Raw genomic sequence first — 19981 nt, forward strand, 5'->3', positions numbered from 1 at the left:
TTATTTTTGTGTTATTATTACATCGCTTCCCTGCAAGCTTTCAACAAGCCTGTCAACGGGATCGGTTTTGTCTTCCTGTTTTGCACTCGGTCTTTTGTACGGACCGAGGTTATAGTGCTGACCTGTTGTTTCAAAAATAAGCTGACGGATTTCCTGCCGTCTTTCGTTATTTTTGAGAAGTTCAAAAGCCATTTCGTTATCTGTGTCAATCAGCATATATTTTCCGCTTGTGTAAGCAGAAGAATTTGCAAATGCCGCCGCAATTGCCCTTGAAACAGGTTTCATATTATTGACTACCTCCGCCCAATCGGGGAAGGGCTGTGCGTTGTTATAGATTGCGTCAAGGTCAACGCTCTGCCTTTGAACTGCTTTTTTAGGTGCGGAAGCTGTCAAAACAGGCTGTTCCTGTGCAGGCTGACCCTGAATTTTCGTTGTCGGAGCAACAGGCTCATCCTTTTCCGTTTCAACAACAGGCTTTACTTCCTGCACTTTTTCGGGTTCGGATTTTTGAACCTCCGGTTTTGGAGGTTCACTCTGAACAGGCTGTGACACAGCTTGTACCTGTTCGGGAACACAGTTTACCCTTATTCCCTTTTTAACTGCCTTTTCAAGGGCGGTTACCCTTGCGGTCAAAGCCTCAACCGTTCCGTCAAGCTCTGCCGACGACAGCTTTACAACCGCCATTTCAAGCTCTGTTCTGTCGCCTGTTCCCCTACCCATATTCTGATATGCCCTTGAAAGCACATCCATATAATAAACAATGTCGGCAAGTGACAGATAATCCGACTGGACTTGAGCCTGCTCAAACTCATCGTCAGCCATAATAATGATATCTCTCGGATTTTTCACCGACTTTATCAGCATAAGCGTTCTGAAATGCGAAAGCAGTTCATCGCAGAGCCTTGCCATATCCTTGGACTCACCGTAAAGCCTGTTGACAATTTCAAGAGCCTTTGCGGTATTCTTATTGATAACGCAGTTAGCAAGCTCAAAAAGATAGGTCTTTCTTGCAAGTCCTGCGGCACTGCGAACAACATCTTCATCAATGTCTGAGCTGATTGCAATACATCTGTCAAGAAGAGAAAGAGCATCCCGCAACGCACCGTCGGCAACAGATGCGGCAAGCAACGCTGCACCATCGCTCAGCGTCACTCCCTCCTGACTTGCAACATAGAGCAGTCTGTCTGCTATTGCACGGGGTGGGATTCTGTGAAAATCAAAACGCTGGCATCGTGACAGAATTGTCTGCGGAAGCTTGTGAACCTCGGTAGTTGCCAAAATAAAAATTGCGTGCTCTGGAGGTTCTTCAAGCGTTTTGAGCAAGGCATTAAAAGCCTCGGTTGTAAGCATATGAACCTCGTCGATAATGTAAACCCTGTATTTGCACTTTGACGGCTTAAACTGAACCTCGTCAATAATCTGGCGAATATCGTCAATTTTTCTGTTGGAGGCGGCATCCATTTCGGTAACATCAAGAATACCGCCGCTGTCGATGCCCTTGCATATTTCACATTCACCGCAGGGATTTCCGTTTACGGGATGAAGACAATTGACCGCCTTTGCAAGAATTTTTGCGCAGGTAGTTTTGCCGGTACCCCTTGAACCCGTAAAAAGATACGCATGGTTAAGACGGTTGGTGCTAAGCTCATTTAAAAGAGTTGTGGTTATATGCTCCTGTCCCGAAACATCGGAAAAGGTTTTAGGTCGCCATTTTCTGTAAAGTACCTGATACAAAAATTCACCCCTCAATCAACAAAAAATGCAAGCCGTCAGCCGAAACAACGGCAATCGTACAAATGAGTGAACGACAGACTTACTGCATCGCATCGGCAATACTGCTTAATGCTGCTCGGTTCCCCGCCTGACATGATTCACAGACCCCAATCGCACAGGGCCTGTCGCTCACTTAATTGCACGCTTTTTGACTTCTTGCAATTCTGAACTGAATTATTCATTTCTTTGTTCGTAAAAAGAAATATATTGTACAAAAGAACACCATTGCAAGACAAGCTGAATATCCAGTCTGCTTCACAATGGGTTTATTATACCATAACCGATTGATAAAATCAATAGGTTATGGTTATTTTTATTGTTTGCAGTCACAGAAAGATATCGTCTGTTTTGCAACGGCAAACCTTGTTCACCGTTGCAAATGAATACACATTTTTGATTAAATCATAAGTTATGTGAATAAACAAAATGTTACATCAATGCGGGCGTCCAATGAACGCCCCTACAGCATAGACTGCATAAACACTTGCAATTTTGCACTCGGGCATAATATGCTGTTTATTATGCAATTTATCTTCACGAATTGGGAACGGCAGCTCGCCGTCAATTTTTAATTTGCTAAGATTTCCCTTGCAACGAATACACCGCCGGCGCTGGCATGAGAAAGTGAATGTGTAACACCGCTGCCGTCACCGATGATATAAAGTCCCTTGTGGGGCGACTCGAGATGCTCGTCAACATCAACTTCCATATTATAGAACTTGACCTCAACGCCGTAGAGAAGTGTGTCATCGTTGGCTGTGCCGGGGGCAATTTTGTCAAGAGCATAAATCATTTCGATGATACCGTCAAGAATTCTCTTTGGAAGCACAAGACTCAAATCGCCCGGTGTTGCATCAAGAGTCGGAACAACAAGTCCTTCTTTGATTCTGCTCGGATTGCTTCGGCGACCTCGAATCAAATCACCGAAACGCTGAACAATTACACCGCCGCCCAGCATATTGCTAAGACGGGCAATGCTTTCGCCATAACCGTTGCTGTCCTTGAAAGGCTCTGAAAAATGCTTACTGACGAGGAGTGCAAAGTTTGTGTTCTCTGTCTGCTTTGCCTTGTCCTCATAGCTGTGACCGTTTACTGTGATAATGCCGTTTGTGTTTTCGTTTACAACGCAACCCTTCGGATTCATGCAGAATGTACGCACATTGTCCTCGAACTGTTCTGTGCGGTAAACAATCTTGCTTTCGTAGAGTTCGTCTGTGAGGTGTGAAAAGATTGCGGCAGGGAGCTCCACACGAACACCGATGTCAACACGGTTCGACTTTGTGGGAATATTAAGGTTATGACAAACATGTTCCATCCACTTGCTGCCGCTTCTGCCGACCGAAACAATGCACTTTTTGCACTCATAATTTTCATCAGCTGTGTCAACAAGGTATCCTTCCTTATCATTGCCGTTCTTGAGTTCAACATTTTCAACAGGTGTATCAAAGTAGAAATCAACCTTGTTTTCAAGGTAATCATAAAGATTTTTAAGCACAATGTAGTTGATATCCGTACCGAGATGACGGACTGATGCGTCAAGAAGATTAAGCTTATTCTGTAAGCAAAGCTTCTTAAAGCTTGTGCCTGCTGTGGAATAAAGCTTTGTACCCTCTCCGCCGAACTTCATATTGATTTTGTCAACATATTCCATAAGCTCAATAGCTTTTTTCTTGCCGATATGTTCGTAGAGCGTGCCTCCGAAATCGTTTGTTATGTTGTACTTGCCGTCCGAAAACGCACCCGCACCGCCGAAACCGCTCATAATGGAACAGGTTTTGCATGAAATGCACTTTTTAACTTTGTCACCGTCAATCGGACATTTTCTCTTTTCAAGAAGATGACCTTTTTCAAATACGGCAACCTTTATTTCAGAGTTGTTTGTTACAAGCTCATATGCAGAAAAAATTCCGCCCGGACCTGCTCCTACAATAATAACATCGTACTTTTTCATTATCATTTTCTCCTTTATTTGTTGTGGATAACATTTAAGGGGAATAAAAAAACCGCCAAAACATAATACTACGCCCCTTAACGGGGATTATAGTAAACTGTTTAAGGCAGTTTGTAGAAACACCCGTCCGTATTACGGGCTTATACAATCCAACTTCTGCACACGGCAGAAAATTGTTCTGATAAAAGTCATCAAAACCTTGGTTATTGTAACAAATAACATCACAATTGTCAACAAAAAAACGCAAAAATTTAAAATCTGTTATTTTTCCTTTATCGCATAAAAACTACACAATAATTATTCTTGCCGACAAATGCATAAATATTATTCAAACTTTTCGGCAACCTCGCCAAGACGCTTGTAGATGCTGTTTTCGGGAACATAACCTCTTACAAACGAAAGCGGATAGATGTTGGTGTTTCTGCCGATTACCGAACCGGGGTTAAGAACGCTGTTGCAGCCTACCTCTACATGGTCACCGAGCATTGCACCGAACTTTTTAACATTTGTGTCAACCTTTTCGCCATCGCAAAGAACGGTTACAAGGCTCTTGTCACTCTTAAGGTTTGATGTGATTACACCTGCGCCTGTGTGTGACTTGTAGCCGAGAATACTGTCACCGATGTAGTTATAATGCGGAGTCTGAACACCGTCAAAAAGAATTGAATTTTTAAGCTCTGTTGAGTTGCCTACAACTGCACCTTTTCCGACAATTGCGTTGCCTCTGATAAAGGCGCACTGTCTGACCTCGGCATCTTCACAGATGATGAGCGGTCCGCCGAGATATGCGGAGTCAAAAACCTTTGCACTCTTTGCAACCCACACATTTTCTCCCCTCTGTTCGTAGATTTCGGGATCAAGAGTTTTTCCGAGTTCAATGATAAATTCGCTTATTTTCGGAAGAGCCTCCCACGGATAATCAACGGTTTCAAGCAAGGGCTTTGCAATAGTCCTGCTGTAATCAAACAAATTTTTTGCCAGTAATTTTTCGTTTTCCATTTTTAAAATTTACTCCCAATATATATTATTCTTTCAAAGAATTTTACAGTTTTATACCTCAACAAAGAACAGCCAGTAACCGCTTGCGTCCTTTCCTGCAACGAACTCAACTCCTCCGCTTATGTACTTTGAAAATACATAGCTTTTGCCGTTCTGAGGATTTGTCACGGTGGCACAGCTGCCCTCATGAATCCAATGCTCGTTGAAAACATTTATTCCCTTGATGAGAAATTCTTCTTTTGAAGTTTTGCCTACAAATCTGTAATTTTTCATAAAATCAGCCTTCTTTGACCTTTTGCGGTGACAGCCTGTTGTCAAGACCTGTCTTTTTAAACACAAGCACAACGACAACGGCACAAATCACACCGAGTAACATTCCGCAGAGAACATCTGACGGATAATGAACATAGTTATAAAGTCTTGAGAACACAATCAAAAGTGCAATCACAAGTGCCGGTATTCCGAACCGTTTGTCCTTGATAAGCATAACGGTAGCCGCCGCAAGCGACGAACAGCTGTGTCCCGACGGAAAACTGCTGCCTGACGGAATGGCTATGTTAAGCCCAGAGCCGGGATTCAACTCAGACGGTCTTGTTGAATAATCGATATTCACCATAAACGGCCGTGGTCGGTTTATAAGATTTTTTATTCCGATTTCGCCGATAAGAAAGCCGATTGCCATTGCAACAAGCATCATAACTCCCATTGAGCGAGTTTTTTTGAAAATTATAAACACAATGCCGACTGCAATCCAGAAAAGTCCCATTTCACCCATATAGCTGAAAAAAGCCATAATCGGATCAAGGAAAGAGCATTTAAATGTGTTCTGAATAAATTCAAGAACCGAGGTGTCAAATGATTGAATCATATCAAAGAATGACATATCATTTTCCTTTCACAATAATTATAACAACCAAAAAACAGAATGTCAAATTAAATAAATTTTAAGTTATTCACATTCATATTTTGCAAGTTTAGCATAAAGTGCTTCGTCAACAACAGCCTCAACCGAAAGTCCTTCGGCAACATATTCTTCATAAATGAGAGTGCCTTTGTTGCGGATTTCATTTGCAAGACCTGCCTGTGCAAACGGCAGAAGAATTTTTACTCTTTTCATTCTGACAGGAAGATTGTTCTCAATTGCATTAAGAAGTTCGTCTATGCCCGTGCCGTTCTTTGCGCTTATGCGAACACAGGCTTTAAAGTCCTGTGCAAGCGTTGTTTCGTCAAGCAAATCGCACTTGTTGAGAACGGTTATAATCGGTGTATCACCGCAGCCGAGGGATTCAAGCAAGTCGGTTGTAACCTGCATATGTGTTCTCGCCTCGTCACTTGATGCGTCGCATACATTTAGAATAATATCCGACTGTGCCGCCTCTTCAAGGGTTGAGCGGAACGCTTCAACAAGGTGGTGCGGAAGTCTGCGAACAAGACCTACCGTGTCAATCATCATAACGGTTACACCGCTCGGAAGCTTCAACGCTCTTGAGGTAGGATCAAGCGTTGCAAAAAGCTTGTCCTGTGCAAGCACGCCTGCGTCAGTAAGGCAGTTCATAAGAGTTGACTTGCCTGCGTTTGTGTAGCCGACAATCGCACAGGTTATTACACCGTCCTTTTTTCTGCGTGAACGCAACATTTGACGGTGCTTTTCAAGGTCTGAAAGTTCTTCTTTCAGGCTTTCAATTCTTCTGCGGATGTGTCGTCTGTCGGTTTCAAGCTTTGTTTCACCCGGACCTCTTGTGCCGATACCGCCGCCGAGTCTTGACATTGCGATACCTTTGCCCGTAAGTCTTGGGAGCATATATTTAAGCTGAGCAAGCTCAACCTGAAGCTTGCCCTCTTTTGACCTTGCTCTCTGGGCAAAAATATCGAGAATAAGCGTTGTTCGGTCAATTACTCTGACATCTGTTTCAGCCTCGATATTTTTAATCTGTGTCGGAGAAAGCTCGCTGTCGAACACAAGCAAATCTATCTCCTGTGATTCGCAGATTTCGGCAATCTCGGCAAGCTTGCCTGTGCCGACAAAAGTACCCTTTTCAATTTTTTGCAGATTCTGCGTTACCGATAAAACGGGATCTGCTCCCGCACTTTTTACAAGTTCAAAAAGTTCGTCAAGTGACGCCTGTGCGTCATATTCGCCCGTGTCTACACTGACGAGCAATGCACGGGTAATTTTTTCTTCGTTACTTTTAAGCTCCATAAAATCCTCACTTGAAGTTATTTATTCATACTTTTGTCAAAACAGGTTTTCATATCCTCGTCCGTGATTTTTCGGATAGGCTTGCACGGATTTCCCACGGCTACGCAGTCGGACGGAATATCCTTTACAACAACACTTCCGCCGCCGATTACAACATTACTTCCGATTGTGACTCCCGGCATGACCTGAACTCCTCCGCCAATCCACACATTGTCGCCGACGGTAATCGGATAGGCATATTCAAAGCCTGCGTTTCTTCTCGGATAATCAACAGGATGACCTGCCGTGTAAAATCCGCAGTTTGGTGCAACAAAAACATTGTCACCGAATTTCACCTTTGCACAGTCGAGAATCACCATATTGTGGTTTGAATAGAAATTCTCACCGAGTTCGATATTGTAGCCGTAGTCGCACCAGAACGGAGCGGTAATGTAGAAATTTTCCTTTGTACTGCCGACAATTTTCTTTATCAGAATTTTTTGAGCCTCTTCATCTTCAAACGGAAGATTGTTGTACTCTCTGCAAAGATTTTTAACCGAACAGCGTTCGTTACGAAGCTGTTTCTCACCCATTGCGTTATACATCTGTGAATTAAGCATTTTTTCTTTTTCAGTCATAGTTTTCTCCGTTAATAAATCACATAACAAAATTTACATAACAATGCTTATTATATTATAATTTCACCTTCAATACAAGTAAATTCGGAACAATTTTACTTTTCAGCTGTCAACAAAATCTATATTTTCAGAATCATAGGGAGGATAATGGGACAGCAGGCTTTTGTATAATATAGTTACATTGAAAATATCAATGTAATTTGCAGGAAAACAATGAAATTATGAAATGCAGTTTTGTTTTTGAGGAGGAATTTTTATGGAAGAAAAGAAGAAAACTTTCACATCAACCGAAGTAAAACGCAGATATAACGAAAAGGTTTACAGCCAGATTTCATTTTCTGCGCCAAAAGACCTTGTTGAAGAATTCAGAGAGATATGCAGAAATATCGGAATTTCACAGGCAAGCGTTTTCAAAAAGTTTATCGCCGATTTTGTTGAAAAGTACAGATAAGCAAAAAGCGGGTGAAGCAACACTTCATCCGCCTTGTTTTGTCAGTTTGTTAAAGATTTTTAATCATCTTAATGTGTGGGCAATGCTCATCAAAATAGGTTTCACCCACCGACACATAGCCCTGCTTTTTATAAAAATTTTCAGCCTGAACCTGAGCCGAAACCATAACGGCAGTACCGCCGATTTTTTTGATTTCGACCTCGCAGACTTTCAAAATTTCAGCTCCGAGATTTTTGCCACGGTACTCTTTTTTTACGGCAACCCGTCCGACAATATATTCGCCCTCGTTTTCTGACGGGAAGAATCTTCCCACAGCAACGGGATTGTCACCGTCAAACATAACAATGTGCGTTGCAATCTCGTCAATGCTGTCAAATTCATCCTTGAACCCCTGTTCTTCAACAAAAACAAGCGTTCTGATTTTGACAGCCTCATCGGGCAATTTGTCAAAACATTTTATCGTCATAAGAGCACCTCCGAAAAATCAATATTACCATTATAAATTTCTCCGCACTGAAAGTCAATAAACAACACGACTCAATTATCTTTATCAACAAAACAATCAGAAAATAATTGTACAGTTTGCTAATATAATTGAAAATTAAAATGCCGTATAATATTGATATACTTCTATTGATTGTAGGTTGATATCTATGTGGAACGAACTTCGTACACAACAAGAAATTGACAATTTCATGAAAGAAATTATCGGATTTCACGACAGTTGCATAAAAGAAATGAAATATTCAAGCGGGGCATATGTTGATAAAAACCTGTCAATGCTTCCCACAAATACAAAACGAACACTAACTGTTCTTATTCAGCGACAATTTGATGATATTTCCGCACTTGAACTTGAGTTTTCGGGACTTGAGTATATAAGAATGTACCCTGTAAATCCGGATTTCACCTGTGAAATATTGGACGCATCATTTTTCATAAAAGACGGTCTTATTTATTGGTGTGACAGCAGTGATGTAAAAGATGATAATATAAACAATTATAAAGGTACAGTTATATGTTCAAAAAAAGTTCGTTGGAGAAATGCAAGCGAACTTATCGGTGAAAATGAATTTTATAGAAGTACAAATGAATAATACCAAATAACAGTTTAAAAGCAACGAAGTTTCCGCTCCGTTGCTTTTTTGTCAACCTATAAAATCATTAAAAGATTTTTGCGCTATATCCGATACGATTCTCTGCATTTCACAACGGGAATTTGCGTTTCTCGCCCTGTCAATGCACCTGTCACGGTGCTTTTTCGGCATACTTGCCAAGGCAAGCATAGCGTCGAGATTTTCACCGAGAGCCATTGTAAAGCCGAGCGGCAAGTCCCATTTTTCACCGAGTTTTTCAGCATTTCTGTTCACCGTAATCACCCCTGTTTTAGTTTTTGCCCAGGGATTTGAGATACAACAGAGAATAATCGGAAATTAAAAATCTAAAATAAAATTACTTCTGCTCTGCAACAACTGCAAAGAACACAAGGTCAGAGTCGCTGTCATTGATAAGGCTGTGTGTATGACCTATCGGGCAATAGTGGCACACGCCTGCCTCAACCCTTTCATACTCGCCGTCCATAAGCACCTTGCCTGTTCCCTCGATGATGTAGAACATTTCGCAGTTGCCCTCGTGAGTGTGAAGTCCGATTGACGCACCGCTTTCAAGGCGACCGTGCATAATCATATTTCTGTCATCCGTGAATTTCTTTACGGCATACGACTTTTCTCCGCCTTTAAAATTCGGCAAAATCTGTTCTTCCATATGTTTAAAATCAATAATCATATCTCTCTTGTCCTCCTGATTAAATTGAAATTTTAAAGTTCTTTATAATAAGGACAGATATCCTCATAGTGACCGTCCTTCATCAAAAAGCCTTTTGGAATAATTCCCAAGCCTACAAAGCCGAGGCTTTCATAAAGATTTCTTGCAGGTTTGTTGGTTCTCACAACAGCATTGAACTGCAAAATTTTGAAGCCGTATTTTTTAGCACGCTCAAGGCAATCCGACACAAGCTTTCTGCCGACACCTTTTCCCCTTGACGATGAGGAAACCGCATAGCTTGCATTACAAATATGACCGCATCTGCCGACATTATTTGGATGAAGAATATACATTCCGAGAACTTCACAGTTTTCATCGACTGCAACTGCGCAACAGCTTTGTTCTGCAAAAAACTTTTTTCCGCGTTCAAAATCAAGTTCTTCAGTCTGCGGAAAGGCAACTCCGTCCCTTACAACTTCATTCCATACGGAAATCATACCATTAATATCATTTTTCCCGTATTCTCTCACGGTAATACTCATTTACAGTCACCTCGGGTTAATTTTAGCACTATAAGTTAAAATTTTCAATCCAAACGGCTGAAATATTTACTATTTTTACCTTTTTAAAATTGCAAATAAATCTTGAAATTTGTCGAAAGATACTGTATAATTTATTTGTAGAATTGAATAAGAATGATCTTATCAAGAGTGACTGAGGGGACAGGCCCTGTGAAGTCCGGCAACCTGCATATGCAAGGTGCCAAATCCTGCGGTATTTACCGAAAGATGAGTAAACACGGCACCTTTCGGAAGAACGGTGCTTATTTTTTTGGAAGGAGTTTTCTAAATGGCTAAACATTTATTTACATCCGAATCTGTAACGGAAGGTCATCCCGACAAAGTGTGCGACCAGATTTCCGACGCAGTTCTTGACGAAATCCTCTCTCAGGATAAAAACGCTCATGTTGCTTGCGAGGTTACGGCTACAACAGGCATGATTCATGTTATGGGTGAAATTTCAACCGATTGCTATGTTGACATCGCAGATGTTGCAAGAAAGGTTGTAAACAACATAGGTTACAACGATCCGAAGTGCGGTTTTGACGGCAACACCTGTGCGGTTCTCACATCAATTGACGCACAATCACCCGACATTGCAATGGGCGTAAACGAAAGCCTTGAGATTAAAGACGGCGAAAGCGATACCGACAATCAGATCGGTGCAGGTGATCAGGGCATGATGTTCGGTTATGCGTGTGATGAAACACCCGAACTTATGCCGATGCCTATTTCCCTTGCCCACAAGCTTGCAAAACAGCTTACAAAGGTAAGAAAAGACGGCACTCTTTCATATCTCCGTCCCGACGGCAAGACTCAGGTTACTGTTGAATATGACGATGACAAGATTGTCGGCATTGACACGGTTGTAATTTCAACACAGCATGATGAAGATGTTACACTTGAGCAGATTAGAAAAGACCTTATCGAGTATGTTATCAAACCGATTATCCCTGATGAGCTTATGAACGAGAACACAAAGATTTTCGTAAACCCGACAGGCAGATTTGTAATCGGCGGCCCGGTCGGCGACTCAGGTCTTACAGGCAGAAAGATTATTGTTGATACCTACGGCGGATTTTCTCGTCACGGCGGCGGTGCATTCAGCGGTAAAGATCCGACAAAGGTTGACCGCAGTGCCGCTTACTACTCAAGATATATTGCAAAAAACATTGTTGCCGCTAAGCTTGCTAAGAAATGCGAAATTCAGCTTGCATATGCAATCGGTGTTGCAAAGCCTGTTTCAATTATGGTTGACACATTCGGCACATCAAAATATTCAAACGAAGAACTGGCAAACGCTGTTGAAAAGGTATTTGACTGCCGTCCGCAGTCTATCATCAGACAGCTCAAGCTCACGGAAACAAAGTATCTCCCACTTGCCGCTTACGGTCATATGGGCAGAGAAGAACTCGGTGTTGAATGGGAAAAGACAAATAAGGTTGACGAACTTTTAAAGGCTGTCGGCTAATAGAATTAAATTGTTCGATAAAATCGGGAATAAGGTTTGTGTACAAACGCAAATTCTTGTTCCCGATTTTTTTATTTTAAAAAATATTGTTGATGAATTGTACAAACAATTACAATGCTACGCTCGGGCTTGATATGTTTTGTGGGCATTACAAACTATCTGCACAAATTGGGTACGGCGGCTCGCCGTGCGGGCTTCCAATGAACGCCCCTACCGGATTGTGGTATTCATAATTAACACAAAAATCCCGATTAACTTTTTACGGTTAATCGGGATTGTGATTTTTTATGTAGATATTGTTTTAATTCTTAACCAGAATTAAACTTCTGCAATAACCTCAACTTCAACAAGGACATCCTTTGGAAGCTGTTTTACTGCAACACAGCTTCTTGCCGGCTTTGATGTGAAATACTTGCCGTAAACCTCATTGAAAGCACCGAAATCTTCCATATTTTTTAAGAAACAAACTGTCTTAACAGCTTTTTCAAGTGAACTGCCTGATGCCTCAAGAACATTTTTAAGGTTTGTGCAAACCTGTTCTGTCTGAGCCTCAATTGTTGCAGCCTCAACATTGCCTGTTGCAGGGTTAATTGCAATCTGACCAGATGTAAAAACAAGACCGTTTACCTTTACAGCCTGTGAATACGGACCGATAGCATCGGGAGCATTTTTAGTATAAACCTTTTCCATTATAATGACCTCCTGTCAATATATTAAAAATTACTGATTAAACAAGCTTAAAGCCTGCGTCAACAAGTGCGTCGTGAATTTCTTTAATCTGAGCAAAATCTCTTGTTTCAAGAACAACACGGAGGTAACAACCGTTTACATCCGTACCCTCTCCGCCTCTTTCGTGGTGGATAGAAATTACATTTGCACCCTTTTCTGCAATAATATTTGAAACGGCAACAAGCTGACCGGGCTTATCCTGAAGTTCAACGCAAACAGTCTGCTGTCTGCCTGTCATAAGAAGTCCACGCTTGATAACTCTTGAAAGGATTGTAACATCAATGTTACCGCCTGATACAACGCAAACAACCTTCTTGCCCTTAACGGGGAGCTTGTTGAACATTACAGCAGCCAAAGGAGCTGCGCCTGCGCCCTCGGCAATCATCTTCTGTGACTCAATAAGCTTGAGAATTGCAGATGAGATTTCGTCATCACTTACCGTTACGATATCGTCAACATACTTCTTAACATATTCAAATGTATGCTCACCCGGTTCTTTAACCTGAATACCGTCGGCAATTGTAGAAACGCTGTCAAGATGAACAGGCTCGCCGTTCTTGATTGACTCAACCATTGAAGGAGCACCCTCAGCCTGAACACCGTAAACCTTAATGTTAGGATTAAGGCTCTTGATTGCACAGGCAACACCCGAAATAAGTCCGCCGCCGCCGATTGCACATACAACAGCGTCAACATCGGGCATTTCGTTCATAATTTCGATACCGATTGTACCCTGACCTGCAATTACATTTTCATCGTCAAACGGGTGGATAAATGTATAGTTCTTTTCATCACGAAGTCTTAAAGCCTCGTTATAAGCGTCATCATAAACACCGGGAACCATACAAACCTCGGCTCCGTAGTTCTTAGTAGCCTCAACCTTTGAAATAGGCGCACCGTCAGGAAGACAGATGAGCGACTTGATTCCGTACTTTGTAGCGGCAAGTGCAACACCCTGAGCGTGGTTGCCAGCAGAACAGGCAATAACACCTCTTGCCTTTTCTTCTTCGGTAAGCTGAGAAATCTTGTAACCTGAACCTCTTACCTTGAACGAACCTGTAATCTGAAGATTTTCGGGTTTGAGATAAATATCACAATCATCACAAATACCCCTTGCCTGAACGATATTAGTCTGTCTGATAACATCCTTCAAAACATATGATGCGTGATAGATTTTGTCTAATGTAAGCATACCAATTACTTCCTTTTCTATATGTATCCATTGCTTATTTTAATACAACAAGGCTTTAAAATCAAGTTTTTTTGGAATAAACAAAGGGAATTTTTGCAGGATTTTTTAAAGTCTTATTCATAATTCGCAAACAGAATAAAAATAATAATAACGAACAAATAAAAACACCTGCTTACAGGTGTAAACAGGCGTTTCTATGAAATTATGAAATTGGTATTAACTATTTGAATACTTACTGCCTAAGTTAAGCGAGTGATGCGCCAAGCTTTTTGCAAGCCTCAAGGGCGTCGTCATCGGGAGCATCGTTACAGATAACGCTTTCGCAAACAAGGTTTGCACCGTCACCCTTACAGGTGTCTTCCCAGTTTCTCATCCATTCGCCGTCACCCCAGCCGTATGAACCGAAGAGGGCAATGCTTTTGCCGTTTAATGCACTTTCACATTCATTGAAAACAGGCTCAAACTCGCTGTCCTCAAGAACCTCTGCACCCATTGCGGGACAGCCGAATGCAATGCCGTCAAAATCGGCAACCGATGAAGAATCAAAATCGTTTACATTTGCAAGAGTAACTTCTGCGCCAGCGGACTTTGCACCCTCGGCAACGGCTTCTGCCATCTGCTCTGTGTTGCCTGTACCGCTCCAGAATACTACTGCTACTTTACTCATATTTGTATACTCACCTTTCAGTTTAATAGTTAATTGCACCTTAAATCAGTTACACGCAACCGTCAGCTTTTGGATAGGTGTGCCTTGTAACCACTTAGAGTAATAGATGTCAGAACATTTTTTGAATTTGGCAAATTCTTTGACTGCTTTTTCTTCATTACCGTAAACCTTCCAGCAGCCTGAACATTTACAGCAATTTCCTTTATGAAGAATAAAGCCGCGGACATCTTCGGGAGGATAACCGAGGAACAGTCCGATTTCGTGCGGAAACTCAGTTGAGTCTTTAAGACGGTGGCGAAGCTCCCTTATACAGCGTGCGGCATCATGTGAATGATACCCCTGCGATTCAAGCAGCTTACACGCATATTTATCGGATAAATCAACAGCAAGCTTGGACGGGCGAAAAATATAGATTAAAGCCTTTCCGTTGCTGAACTTCAGTGGCAAAACTTTTATTCCCTTTTTGCAGAACATTTTATTCAGCCTTCTTACATCACATTCGCACTCAAGCCGTGACGAGTACGGACAGTTGAAAAGATTAGCCGTTTTTATTCCTGCAAGCGTTGGGGAACAATGCTTGATAATTAAATCCTCTGACATCTTTTCCTCTAAAAATTGAATGAATGATTTGAATAGAGTTGAATTGAATAAATACACCACAGTGATTATCCGATAAGTGTTTTACAGTTAGCTTTCGCTAACTTGATTCCATAAGCAAGACTTGTTTGTAGTCTTTATCTTACAGTTAAAATATACCATCAATCAATGTTGTTATCGGCTCTCAAAAGGTTTTCTACGCTCCAAACGGACAGACAATTTCTGCAAAGATTTAGGGACAGCAAACGCTGTCCCTGAAAGGAGAAGAGATATTATGAATAATTACCCGGCAAAGTAATCATCAAATACTCTGCGGATATTTCCGCAGTCCGTCAGAAAAGAATATAGGCGTATCTTTTCGACAATGTTATTATAGCACTTTACAAAGTCTTTTTACTGCTCTTTACGGACATATAAGGCTCTGTTCAAACGAGCGATTTTCTGTACTCATTCGGTGATTTGTTCATCACCCTTCTGAAAGCACCCGCAAACTTACTGCCGTTGTTGTAGCCGACAATTCCTGCAATTTCAAGAACACTTTTGTCGGTGTTTTTCAAAAGCGAGGCGGCCTTTTGCATTTTACAGTTCGTTATGTAGCCGTTAATAGTGTCGCCGTAGACACCCTTAAAACAGATCTTGAGAGAAGTTGAAGAGATACCGAGCATATCGGCAAGCTCTGTAATTGTTATATGCTCGTCAAGGTGAGCAAGCAGATATTTTTTTGCCTCTTTTGCGGCGGTAACCTGTGAGCGTGAAAAATACCGTCTTTCCTCACTCTCACCCTTGTATTCAAGACCGCTCAAAAACAAAAGAAGTTCAAGCACCTTAACCTTATGATAACCCTTTCGGATATTTTCGGGAACGGAATAGAGTTCCGAAAAAATATGCTCAATGCTGATATTTTCACGCATAATTGAGTACGGCTTTTCGGAACAGAATTTCATTTCAAGCTCTTCGGGGCTGACAAAAACATCGTCAAGAATACACGAAAAACACCTTGGCACACGGTTCATATCAATTGCAACCGACACACCGTGGTAGTGGCTCAGCGGACAATATCTGTGTCGGATGTTCTCCGTATTCTTCTGTATTGACAAATCACCCGACGCAAGGTAAAGATATTCGCCGTTTTTGTATTCAAACTCAATTCTGCCCTCCTGACAATGCGTGATGATGAGCATTTCTCTTCCCTTTGCAAGATTAATGTCACAACTTTGCATATGAACATCGTAATACACAAGCTCAATGCCCGAAAATACAGGGTACACGGTGACCTCGCAATCGCCCGTGCTGTCCTGTGAACGGTATATGCTGAACGATTCGCAGTGTTCAACGGTCTGTATCATACCGTACGGATTATCAATTTTCTGCAATACTGCCATAAGGTCGCCTCTCTTCTCCTAAAAAGCCTTACTCCACCTTCATAACGGTGTACGCGCCTATACCGTTAACTGTCTTTTTGAGGACTTTATCCTCAATTTCTCTTTTCATTCTGACCGTAACCCTGCCGGAGGAAACATCGGCTTCCGCCCACACACCGTCAATTGAATTGAGTGCGTTTTCTACTCTTGCGGAACAGTTTTTGCAGACCATTCCGTCAACAACAAGAGTTTTTTCATAGAGATAATGCGACTTATCCTTATCGGCAACCTTGTTTTTCTTAACGCTTTCGTCACTTGCACCGCAACATCCGCTTGCAAGCTTTTTCTTGTAACTTCTGATTACGAGAACCACAAACGCAATGAATGCCACGGCAAGCAATCCGTAAAAAACATACTCCATATTTATCCCTCCTTTTATTTTTTACGATTCAGAATATAGTTCTGAATACACTTTACACCGTAAAATTTCTTCAACACCAAATTCATAATTTCAATAACAAACAAAAAAGGGTGCAGCTTTTTGGACTGCACCCCTACAAAACATTTACCTATGATTATGGCAGTCACCGCGGTACGCACAGTGCGCACAGTTTGCACCGCAGGAGGATTTGCCCTCTTTTTTGTCTTTTACCATACGGGCAACCACAAAAGCAATCACGGCAATAACTATCAATGCAACAATGATTGTGCCGATATTAGCCGCTAACCATTCAAACATTTTTATTCCTCCCATTGTTAATCAATAAATTTATTACTTCTTAGCCGGCTTAACTTTAAGAGTTGTAGCCTCTTTGTAAGGTCTTACGAGCATATAAATCATAAATGCAAATACTGCAACAGCAAAGATAAGACCGATTACATTAAGACCGCCTGCAAAGATTGAACCGAACTGGAATACCATAAATGCAATTGCATAAGCAAATACGCACTGATAACCGACTGCGAACCAGAACCACTTGATGTTGTTCATCTCTCTCTTGATAGCACCCATAGCGGCAAAGCAAGGAGCACAGAGGAGGTTGAAGAGAAGGAACGAGAAACCACTGAGTCCTGTGAATGCGGTGCCGATTTCTGTCCATCCGCCCGGATAAAGGATACCCATTGTACCAACGATGTTTTCCTTAGCAACAAGACCTGTGATAGATGCGACGGTTGCCTGCCAGTTGCCCCAACCGAGCGGTGCAAAAATCCATGCAAGACCGTTACCGATTGCGGCAAGAATTGAGTTTCCGATTTCGTCCTCACCGAGCATACGGAATGTACCGTCAACAAATCCGAAGTATGTTGTGAACCAAACAAGGATTGTTGAAAGGAGAATGATTGTGCCGGCTTTCTTGATGAATGACCAGCCACGCTCCCACATTGAACGGAGAAGGTTGCCTACTGTCGGAAGATGATAAGCCGGAAGCTCCATTACAAACGGAGCGGGATCGCCTGAGAACATCTTTGTCTTTTTAAGCATAATGCCTGAAACTACGATTGCAGCCATACCGATGAAGTAAGCCGATGTTGCAATCCACGGTGAACCACCGAAGATAGCGCCTGCAATCATAGCGATAAACGGCTGTTTAGCACCGCATGGAATGAATGTTGTTGTCATAATAGTCATACGGCGGTCACGCTCATTCTCGATTGTACGGGATGCCATGATACCCGGAACACCGCAGCCTGTGCCTACAAGCATTGGGATAAACGACTTACCCGAAAGACCGAACTTACGGAAGATACGGTCGAGTACGAATGCGATACGAGCCATATAACCGCAGCTTTCGAGGAAAGCAAGGAGAATAAAGAGTACAAGCATCTGCGGAACAAAGCCGAGAACCGCACCTACACCGGCTACGACACCGTCAAGGATAAGACCGTTGAGCCAGTCTGCACAGTTGATTGCATCAAGACCGTTGCCGATAAGAACAGGAATACCGGGAACCCAGACTCCGTATGTTGCGGCATCGGGAGCACCGTAACCCTCTTTATAATCTGTGTTGAGGTAGTTTGAAACAGCCTTTTCAAGAGCAGATTTCTTAGTGTCGGGAGTTTCTGTAATTTCAAGAGTTTCTTCATCCTGAACAGAATATGTAACACTTGCGTCTGAAGGTGTGAGATTTACGAGTTCTGCAAGAGCAGCCTTAGCGGCATCTTCGGAATAATTTTCAGATTCAAGGTCAACAGCTTCGGCAATGTCGTCATTTCCGTACTTAGCATTGAATGCCTCGATAATTGCATCTGAATCGCCGTAGGTTTCTTCAGCCTCGGCAGCCTGTGATGAACCTATACCGAAAAGGTGCCAACCGTCACCGAAAAGACCGTCATTTGCCCAGTCAGTTGCGGCAGTACCTACTGTCTGCATTGAGATGTAGTAAACAAGGAACATAATAACCGCAAAAATCGGAAGGCCGAGCCAACGGTTGGTTACAACCTTATCAATCTTGTCCGATGTTGTAAGCCTACCCTTGTTTTTCTTCTTATAACAGCTCTTGATGATGGAGGCAATGTAGATGTATCTCTCATTAGTGATGATACTCTCTGCGTCATCATCAAGCTCTTTTTCAGCCGCCTGAATATCTTTTTCAATGTGGTCAATAACATTCTGCGGAATGTCAAGCTTTGCAAGAACCTTGTCATCACGCTCAAAAATTTTGATAGCGTACCAACGCTGCTGTTCCTCGGGCATATCGTGAACCGCAGCCTCTTCAATGTGAGCGATTGCGTGTTCAACTACACCGTTAAAGCTGTGCATGGGGATTGTCTTTGCTGAGCCTGCAGCTTTGATTGCGGCCTCGGCAGCTTCCATAATGCCTGTGCCTTTAAGAGCCGAAATTTCCATAACCTTACAACCAAGCTGTCTTGAAAGCTCATCAATGTTGATTGAATCGCCGTTCTTCTTAACGAGGTCAATCATATTGATTGCCACAACAACAGGGATACCGAGTTCTGTAAGCTGTGTTGTGAGGTAAAGGTTTCTTTCAAGGTTAGTACCGTCAATAAGGTTGAGAATCGCATCGGGGCGTTCACCGACAAGATAGTTACGGGCAACAACCTCTTCAAGAGTATAAGGTGAAAGTGAATAGATACCGGGCAAGTCCATGATTGTAACATCCTTGTGCTTTTTGAGCTTACCCTCTTTTTTCTCAACAGTTACGCCGGGCCAGTTACCGACAAACTGATTGGAACCCGTGAGTGCGTTAAACAAAGTTGTTTTACCGCAGTTAGGGTTACCTGCAAGAGCAATTTTAATTTCCATATATCAGTTATCCTCTCTTAGATTAGCAAAAGCTAACCGTAATGTTATAAAAATACGGGATTTCTCCCGTAGGATTTATAAGTATAAATTACTCAACTTCAATCATTTCAGCATCGGCTTTTCTGAGCGAAAGTTCATAATTTCTTACAGTAATTTCAATCGGATCTCCGAGCGGAGCAACTTTTCTGATGTAAATTTCAACACCCTTTGTGATGCCCATATCCATAATTCTGCGTTTGACAGCGCCTTCACCGTGAAGCTTAACAACCTTTACGGTTTCACCTACTTTTGCCTGTTTTAAAGTTTTCATAACAGTTTCCTCCATCTAAAATTGAGCATAAAGCCGTATAAAAACACCTCTCGGAACAACTCCGCCGTGTGTTT

23 protein-coding genes, 1 other RNA gene and 2 riboswitches are annotated in these 19981 nt (G+C 42.1%); of the genes, 3 read left to right on the top strand and 21 right to left on the bottom strand.

What is annotated here, in order from left to right; all coding sequences use genetic code 11:
• The 8 genes from dnaX to QDI94_RS04945 all read right to left on the bottom strand — a co-directional run bounded on the left by dnaX (nt 1) and on the right by QDI94_RS04945 (nt 7540).
• Nucleotides 1-1734 (bottom strand): DNA polymerase III subunit gamma/tau, encoded by a 1734-nt coding sequence (dnaX, locus tag QDI94_RS04910; RefSeq protein ID WP_101028582.1) that lies wholly within the window; start codon nt 1732-1734, stop codon nt 1-3.
• A gap of 68 nt (nt 1735-1802) precedes the next feature.
• Nucleotides 1803-1901, bottom strand: an RNA gene (gene ffs / locus QDI94_RS04915) — signal recognition particle sRNA small type.
• Nucleotides 1902-2341: 440 nt separating this feature from the next.
• Complete coding sequence (locus tag QDI94_RS04920; protein ID WP_117838418.1) at nt 2342-3724, bottom strand: NAD(P)/FAD-dependent oxidoreductase; 1383 nt, start codon at nt 3722-3724, stop codon at nt 2342-2344.
• 70 nt (nt 3725-3794) lie between these two features.
• A riboswitch (purine riboswitch) is annotated at nt 3795-3892 on the bottom strand.
• Between the two features lie 156 nt (nt 3893-4048).
• The gene (locus QDI94_RS04925) at nt 4049-4723 is read right to left on the bottom strand and encodes an acyltransferase (RefSeq protein WP_278867655.1); all 675 of its coding nucleotides are present in this window, start codon (nt 4721-4723) and stop codon (nt 4049-4051) included.
• Between the two features lie 51 nt (nt 4724-4774).
• A complete protein-coding gene (locus QDI94_RS04930) occupies nt 4775-4996 on the bottom strand; it encodes a hypothetical protein (RefSeq protein WP_278867656.1) in 222 nt (73 codons plus the stop codon).
• A 4-nt stretch (nt 4997-5000) separates the two neighbouring features.
• Nucleotides 5001-5606 carry a phosphatase PAP2 family protein gene (locus QDI94_RS04935; RefSeq protein ID WP_101028585.1) on the bottom strand — a complete coding sequence of 202 codons (606 nt, stop codon included), beginning with the start codon at nt 5604-5606 and terminating at the stop codon, nt 5001-5003.
• A 66-nt stretch (nt 5607-5672) separates the two neighbouring features.
• The gene (gene hflX / locus QDI94_RS04940) at nt 5673-6923 is read right to left on the bottom strand and encodes a GTPase HflX (RefSeq protein ID WP_278418439.1); all 1251 of its coding nucleotides are present in this window, start codon (nt 6921-6923) and stop codon (nt 5673-5675) included.
• A gap of 17 nt (nt 6924-6940) precedes the next feature.
• Nucleotides 6941-7540: a sugar O-acetyltransferase gene (locus QDI94_RS04945; RefSeq protein WP_278867658.1), complete on the bottom strand. Its 600-nt coding sequence runs from the start codon at nt 7538-7540 to the stop codon at nt 6941-6943.
• 256 nt (nt 7541-7796) lie between these two features.
• Between QDI94_RS04945 and QDI94_RS04950 the strand changes: the two genes are divergently transcribed.
• The gene (locus QDI94_RS04950) at nt 7797-7991 is read left to right on the top strand and encodes a hypothetical protein (RefSeq protein WP_278867660.1); all 195 of its coding nucleotides are present in this window, start codon (nt 7797-7799) and stop codon (nt 7989-7991) included.
• 49 nt (nt 7992-8040) lie between these two features.
• On the opposite strand, the gene QDI94_RS04955 is transcribed toward QDI94_RS04950, so the two are convergent.
• Complete coding sequence (locus tag QDI94_RS04955; RefSeq protein WP_278867661.1) at nt 8041-8457, bottom strand: GNAT family N-acetyltransferase; 417 nt, start codon at nt 8455-8457, stop codon at nt 8041-8043.
• Between the two features lie 187 nt (nt 8458-8644).
• Here QDI94_RS04955 and QDI94_RS04960 point away from each other — a divergent pair, with 187 nt between their 5' ends.
• On the top strand, nt 8645-9088 hold the full coding sequence (locus tag QDI94_RS04960) for a KH domain-containing protein (RefSeq protein ID WP_278867663.1): 444 nt from the start codon (nt 8645-8647) through the stop codon (nt 9086-9088).
• 51 nt (nt 9089-9139) lie between these two features.
• On the opposite strand, the gene QDI94_RS04965 is transcribed toward QDI94_RS04960, so the two are convergent.
• The 3 genes from QDI94_RS04965 to QDI94_RS04975 all read right to left on the bottom strand — a co-directional run bounded on the left by QDI94_RS04965 (nt 9140) and on the right by QDI94_RS04975 (nt 10297).
• A complete protein-coding gene (locus tag QDI94_RS04965) occupies nt 9140-9361 on the bottom strand; it encodes a hypothetical protein (RefSeq protein WP_278867665.1) in 222 nt (73 codons plus the stop codon).
• A gap of 82 nt (nt 9362-9443) precedes the next feature.
• Nucleotides 9444-9776 carry a cupin domain-containing protein gene (locus QDI94_RS04970; RefSeq protein ID WP_278867667.1) on the bottom strand — a complete coding sequence of 111 codons (333 nt, stop codon included), beginning with the start codon at nt 9774-9776 and terminating at the stop codon, nt 9444-9446.
• Nucleotides 9777-9808: 32 nt separating this feature from the next.
• Nucleotides 9809-10297 carry a GNAT family N-acetyltransferase gene (locus tag QDI94_RS04975; RefSeq protein ID WP_278867668.1) on the bottom strand — a complete coding sequence of 163 codons (489 nt, stop codon included), beginning with the start codon at nt 10295-10297 and terminating at the stop codon, nt 9809-9811.
• 156 nt (nt 10298-10453) lie between these two features.
• Nucleotides 10454-10550: riboswitch (SAM riboswitch) on the top strand.
• A gap of 54 nt (nt 10551-10604) precedes the next feature.
• On the opposite strand from QDI94_RS04975, the gene metK reads away from it, so the two are divergent.
• Entirely contained in the window at nt 10605-11786 is a 1182-nt protein-coding gene (gene metK, locus QDI94_RS04980) for a methionine adenosyltransferase (RefSeq protein WP_278867670.1), read from the top strand.
• 318 nt (nt 11787-12104) lie between these two features.
• Here metK and QDI94_RS04985 read toward each other — a convergent pair whose 3' ends face one another.
• The 9 genes from QDI94_RS04985 to QDI94_RS05025 all read right to left on the bottom strand — a co-directional run bounded on the left by QDI94_RS04985 (nt 12105) and on the right by QDI94_RS05025 (nt 19907).
• The gene (locus tag QDI94_RS04985) at nt 12105-12476 is read right to left on the bottom strand and encodes a RidA family protein (protein ID WP_015523593.1); all 372 of its coding nucleotides are present in this window, start codon (nt 12474-12476) and stop codon (nt 12105-12107) included.
• Nucleotides 12477-12513: 37 nt separating this feature from the next.
• Complete coding sequence (gene ilvA, locus QDI94_RS04990; protein ID WP_101028595.1) at nt 12514-13707, bottom strand: threonine ammonia-lyase; 1194 nt, start codon at nt 13705-13707, stop codon at nt 12514-12516.
• A 244-nt stretch (nt 13708-13951) separates the two neighbouring features.
• Nucleotides 13952-14374 (bottom strand): flavodoxin, encoded by a 423-nt coding sequence (locus tag QDI94_RS04995; RefSeq protein WP_015523591.1) that lies wholly within the window; start codon nt 14372-14374, stop codon nt 13952-13954.
• Between the two features lie 45 nt (nt 14375-14419).
• The gene (locus QDI94_RS05000) at nt 14420-14974 is read right to left on the bottom strand and encodes a DUF3793 family protein (protein ID WP_278867676.1); all 555 of its coding nucleotides are present in this window, start codon (nt 14972-14974) and stop codon (nt 14420-14422) included.
• A 422-nt stretch (nt 14975-15396) separates the two neighbouring features.
• Entirely contained in the window at nt 15397-16353 is a 957-nt protein-coding gene (locus QDI94_RS05005; RefSeq protein WP_021883403.1) for a helix-turn-helix domain-containing protein, read from the bottom strand.
• Between the two features lie 28 nt (nt 16354-16381).
• Nucleotides 16382-16753, bottom strand: coding sequence for a heavy-metal-associated domain-containing protein (locus QDI94_RS05010; RefSeq protein WP_278867679.1), 372 nt, complete (start codon nt 16751-16753; stop codon nt 16382-16384).
• A gap of 144 nt (nt 16754-16897) precedes the next feature.
• The gene (locus tag QDI94_RS05015; protein WP_101028599.1) at nt 16898-17071 is read right to left on the bottom strand and encodes a FeoB-associated Cys-rich membrane protein; all 174 of its coding nucleotides are present in this window, start codon (nt 17069-17071) and stop codon (nt 16898-16900) included.
• Nucleotides 17072-17104: 33 nt separating this feature from the next.
• The gene (feoB, locus tag QDI94_RS05020; protein WP_278867684.1) at nt 17105-19597 is read right to left on the bottom strand and encodes a ferrous iron transporter B; all 2493 of its coding nucleotides are present in this window, start codon (nt 19595-19597) and stop codon (nt 17105-17107) included.
• 88 nt (nt 19598-19685) lie between these two features.
• Nucleotides 19686-19907, bottom strand: a complete 222-nt coding sequence (locus QDI94_RS05025; RefSeq protein ID WP_021883406.1) for a FeoA family protein — start codon at nt 19905-19907, stop codon at nt 19686-19688.
• Nucleotides 19908-19981 lie beyond the last annotated feature (74 nt).

It is taken from the genome of Ruminococcus bromii (assembly GCF_928721825.1).
GTDB lineage: Bacteria > Bacillota > Clostridia > Oscillospirales > Acutalibacteraceae > Ruminococcoides > Ruminococcoides bromii.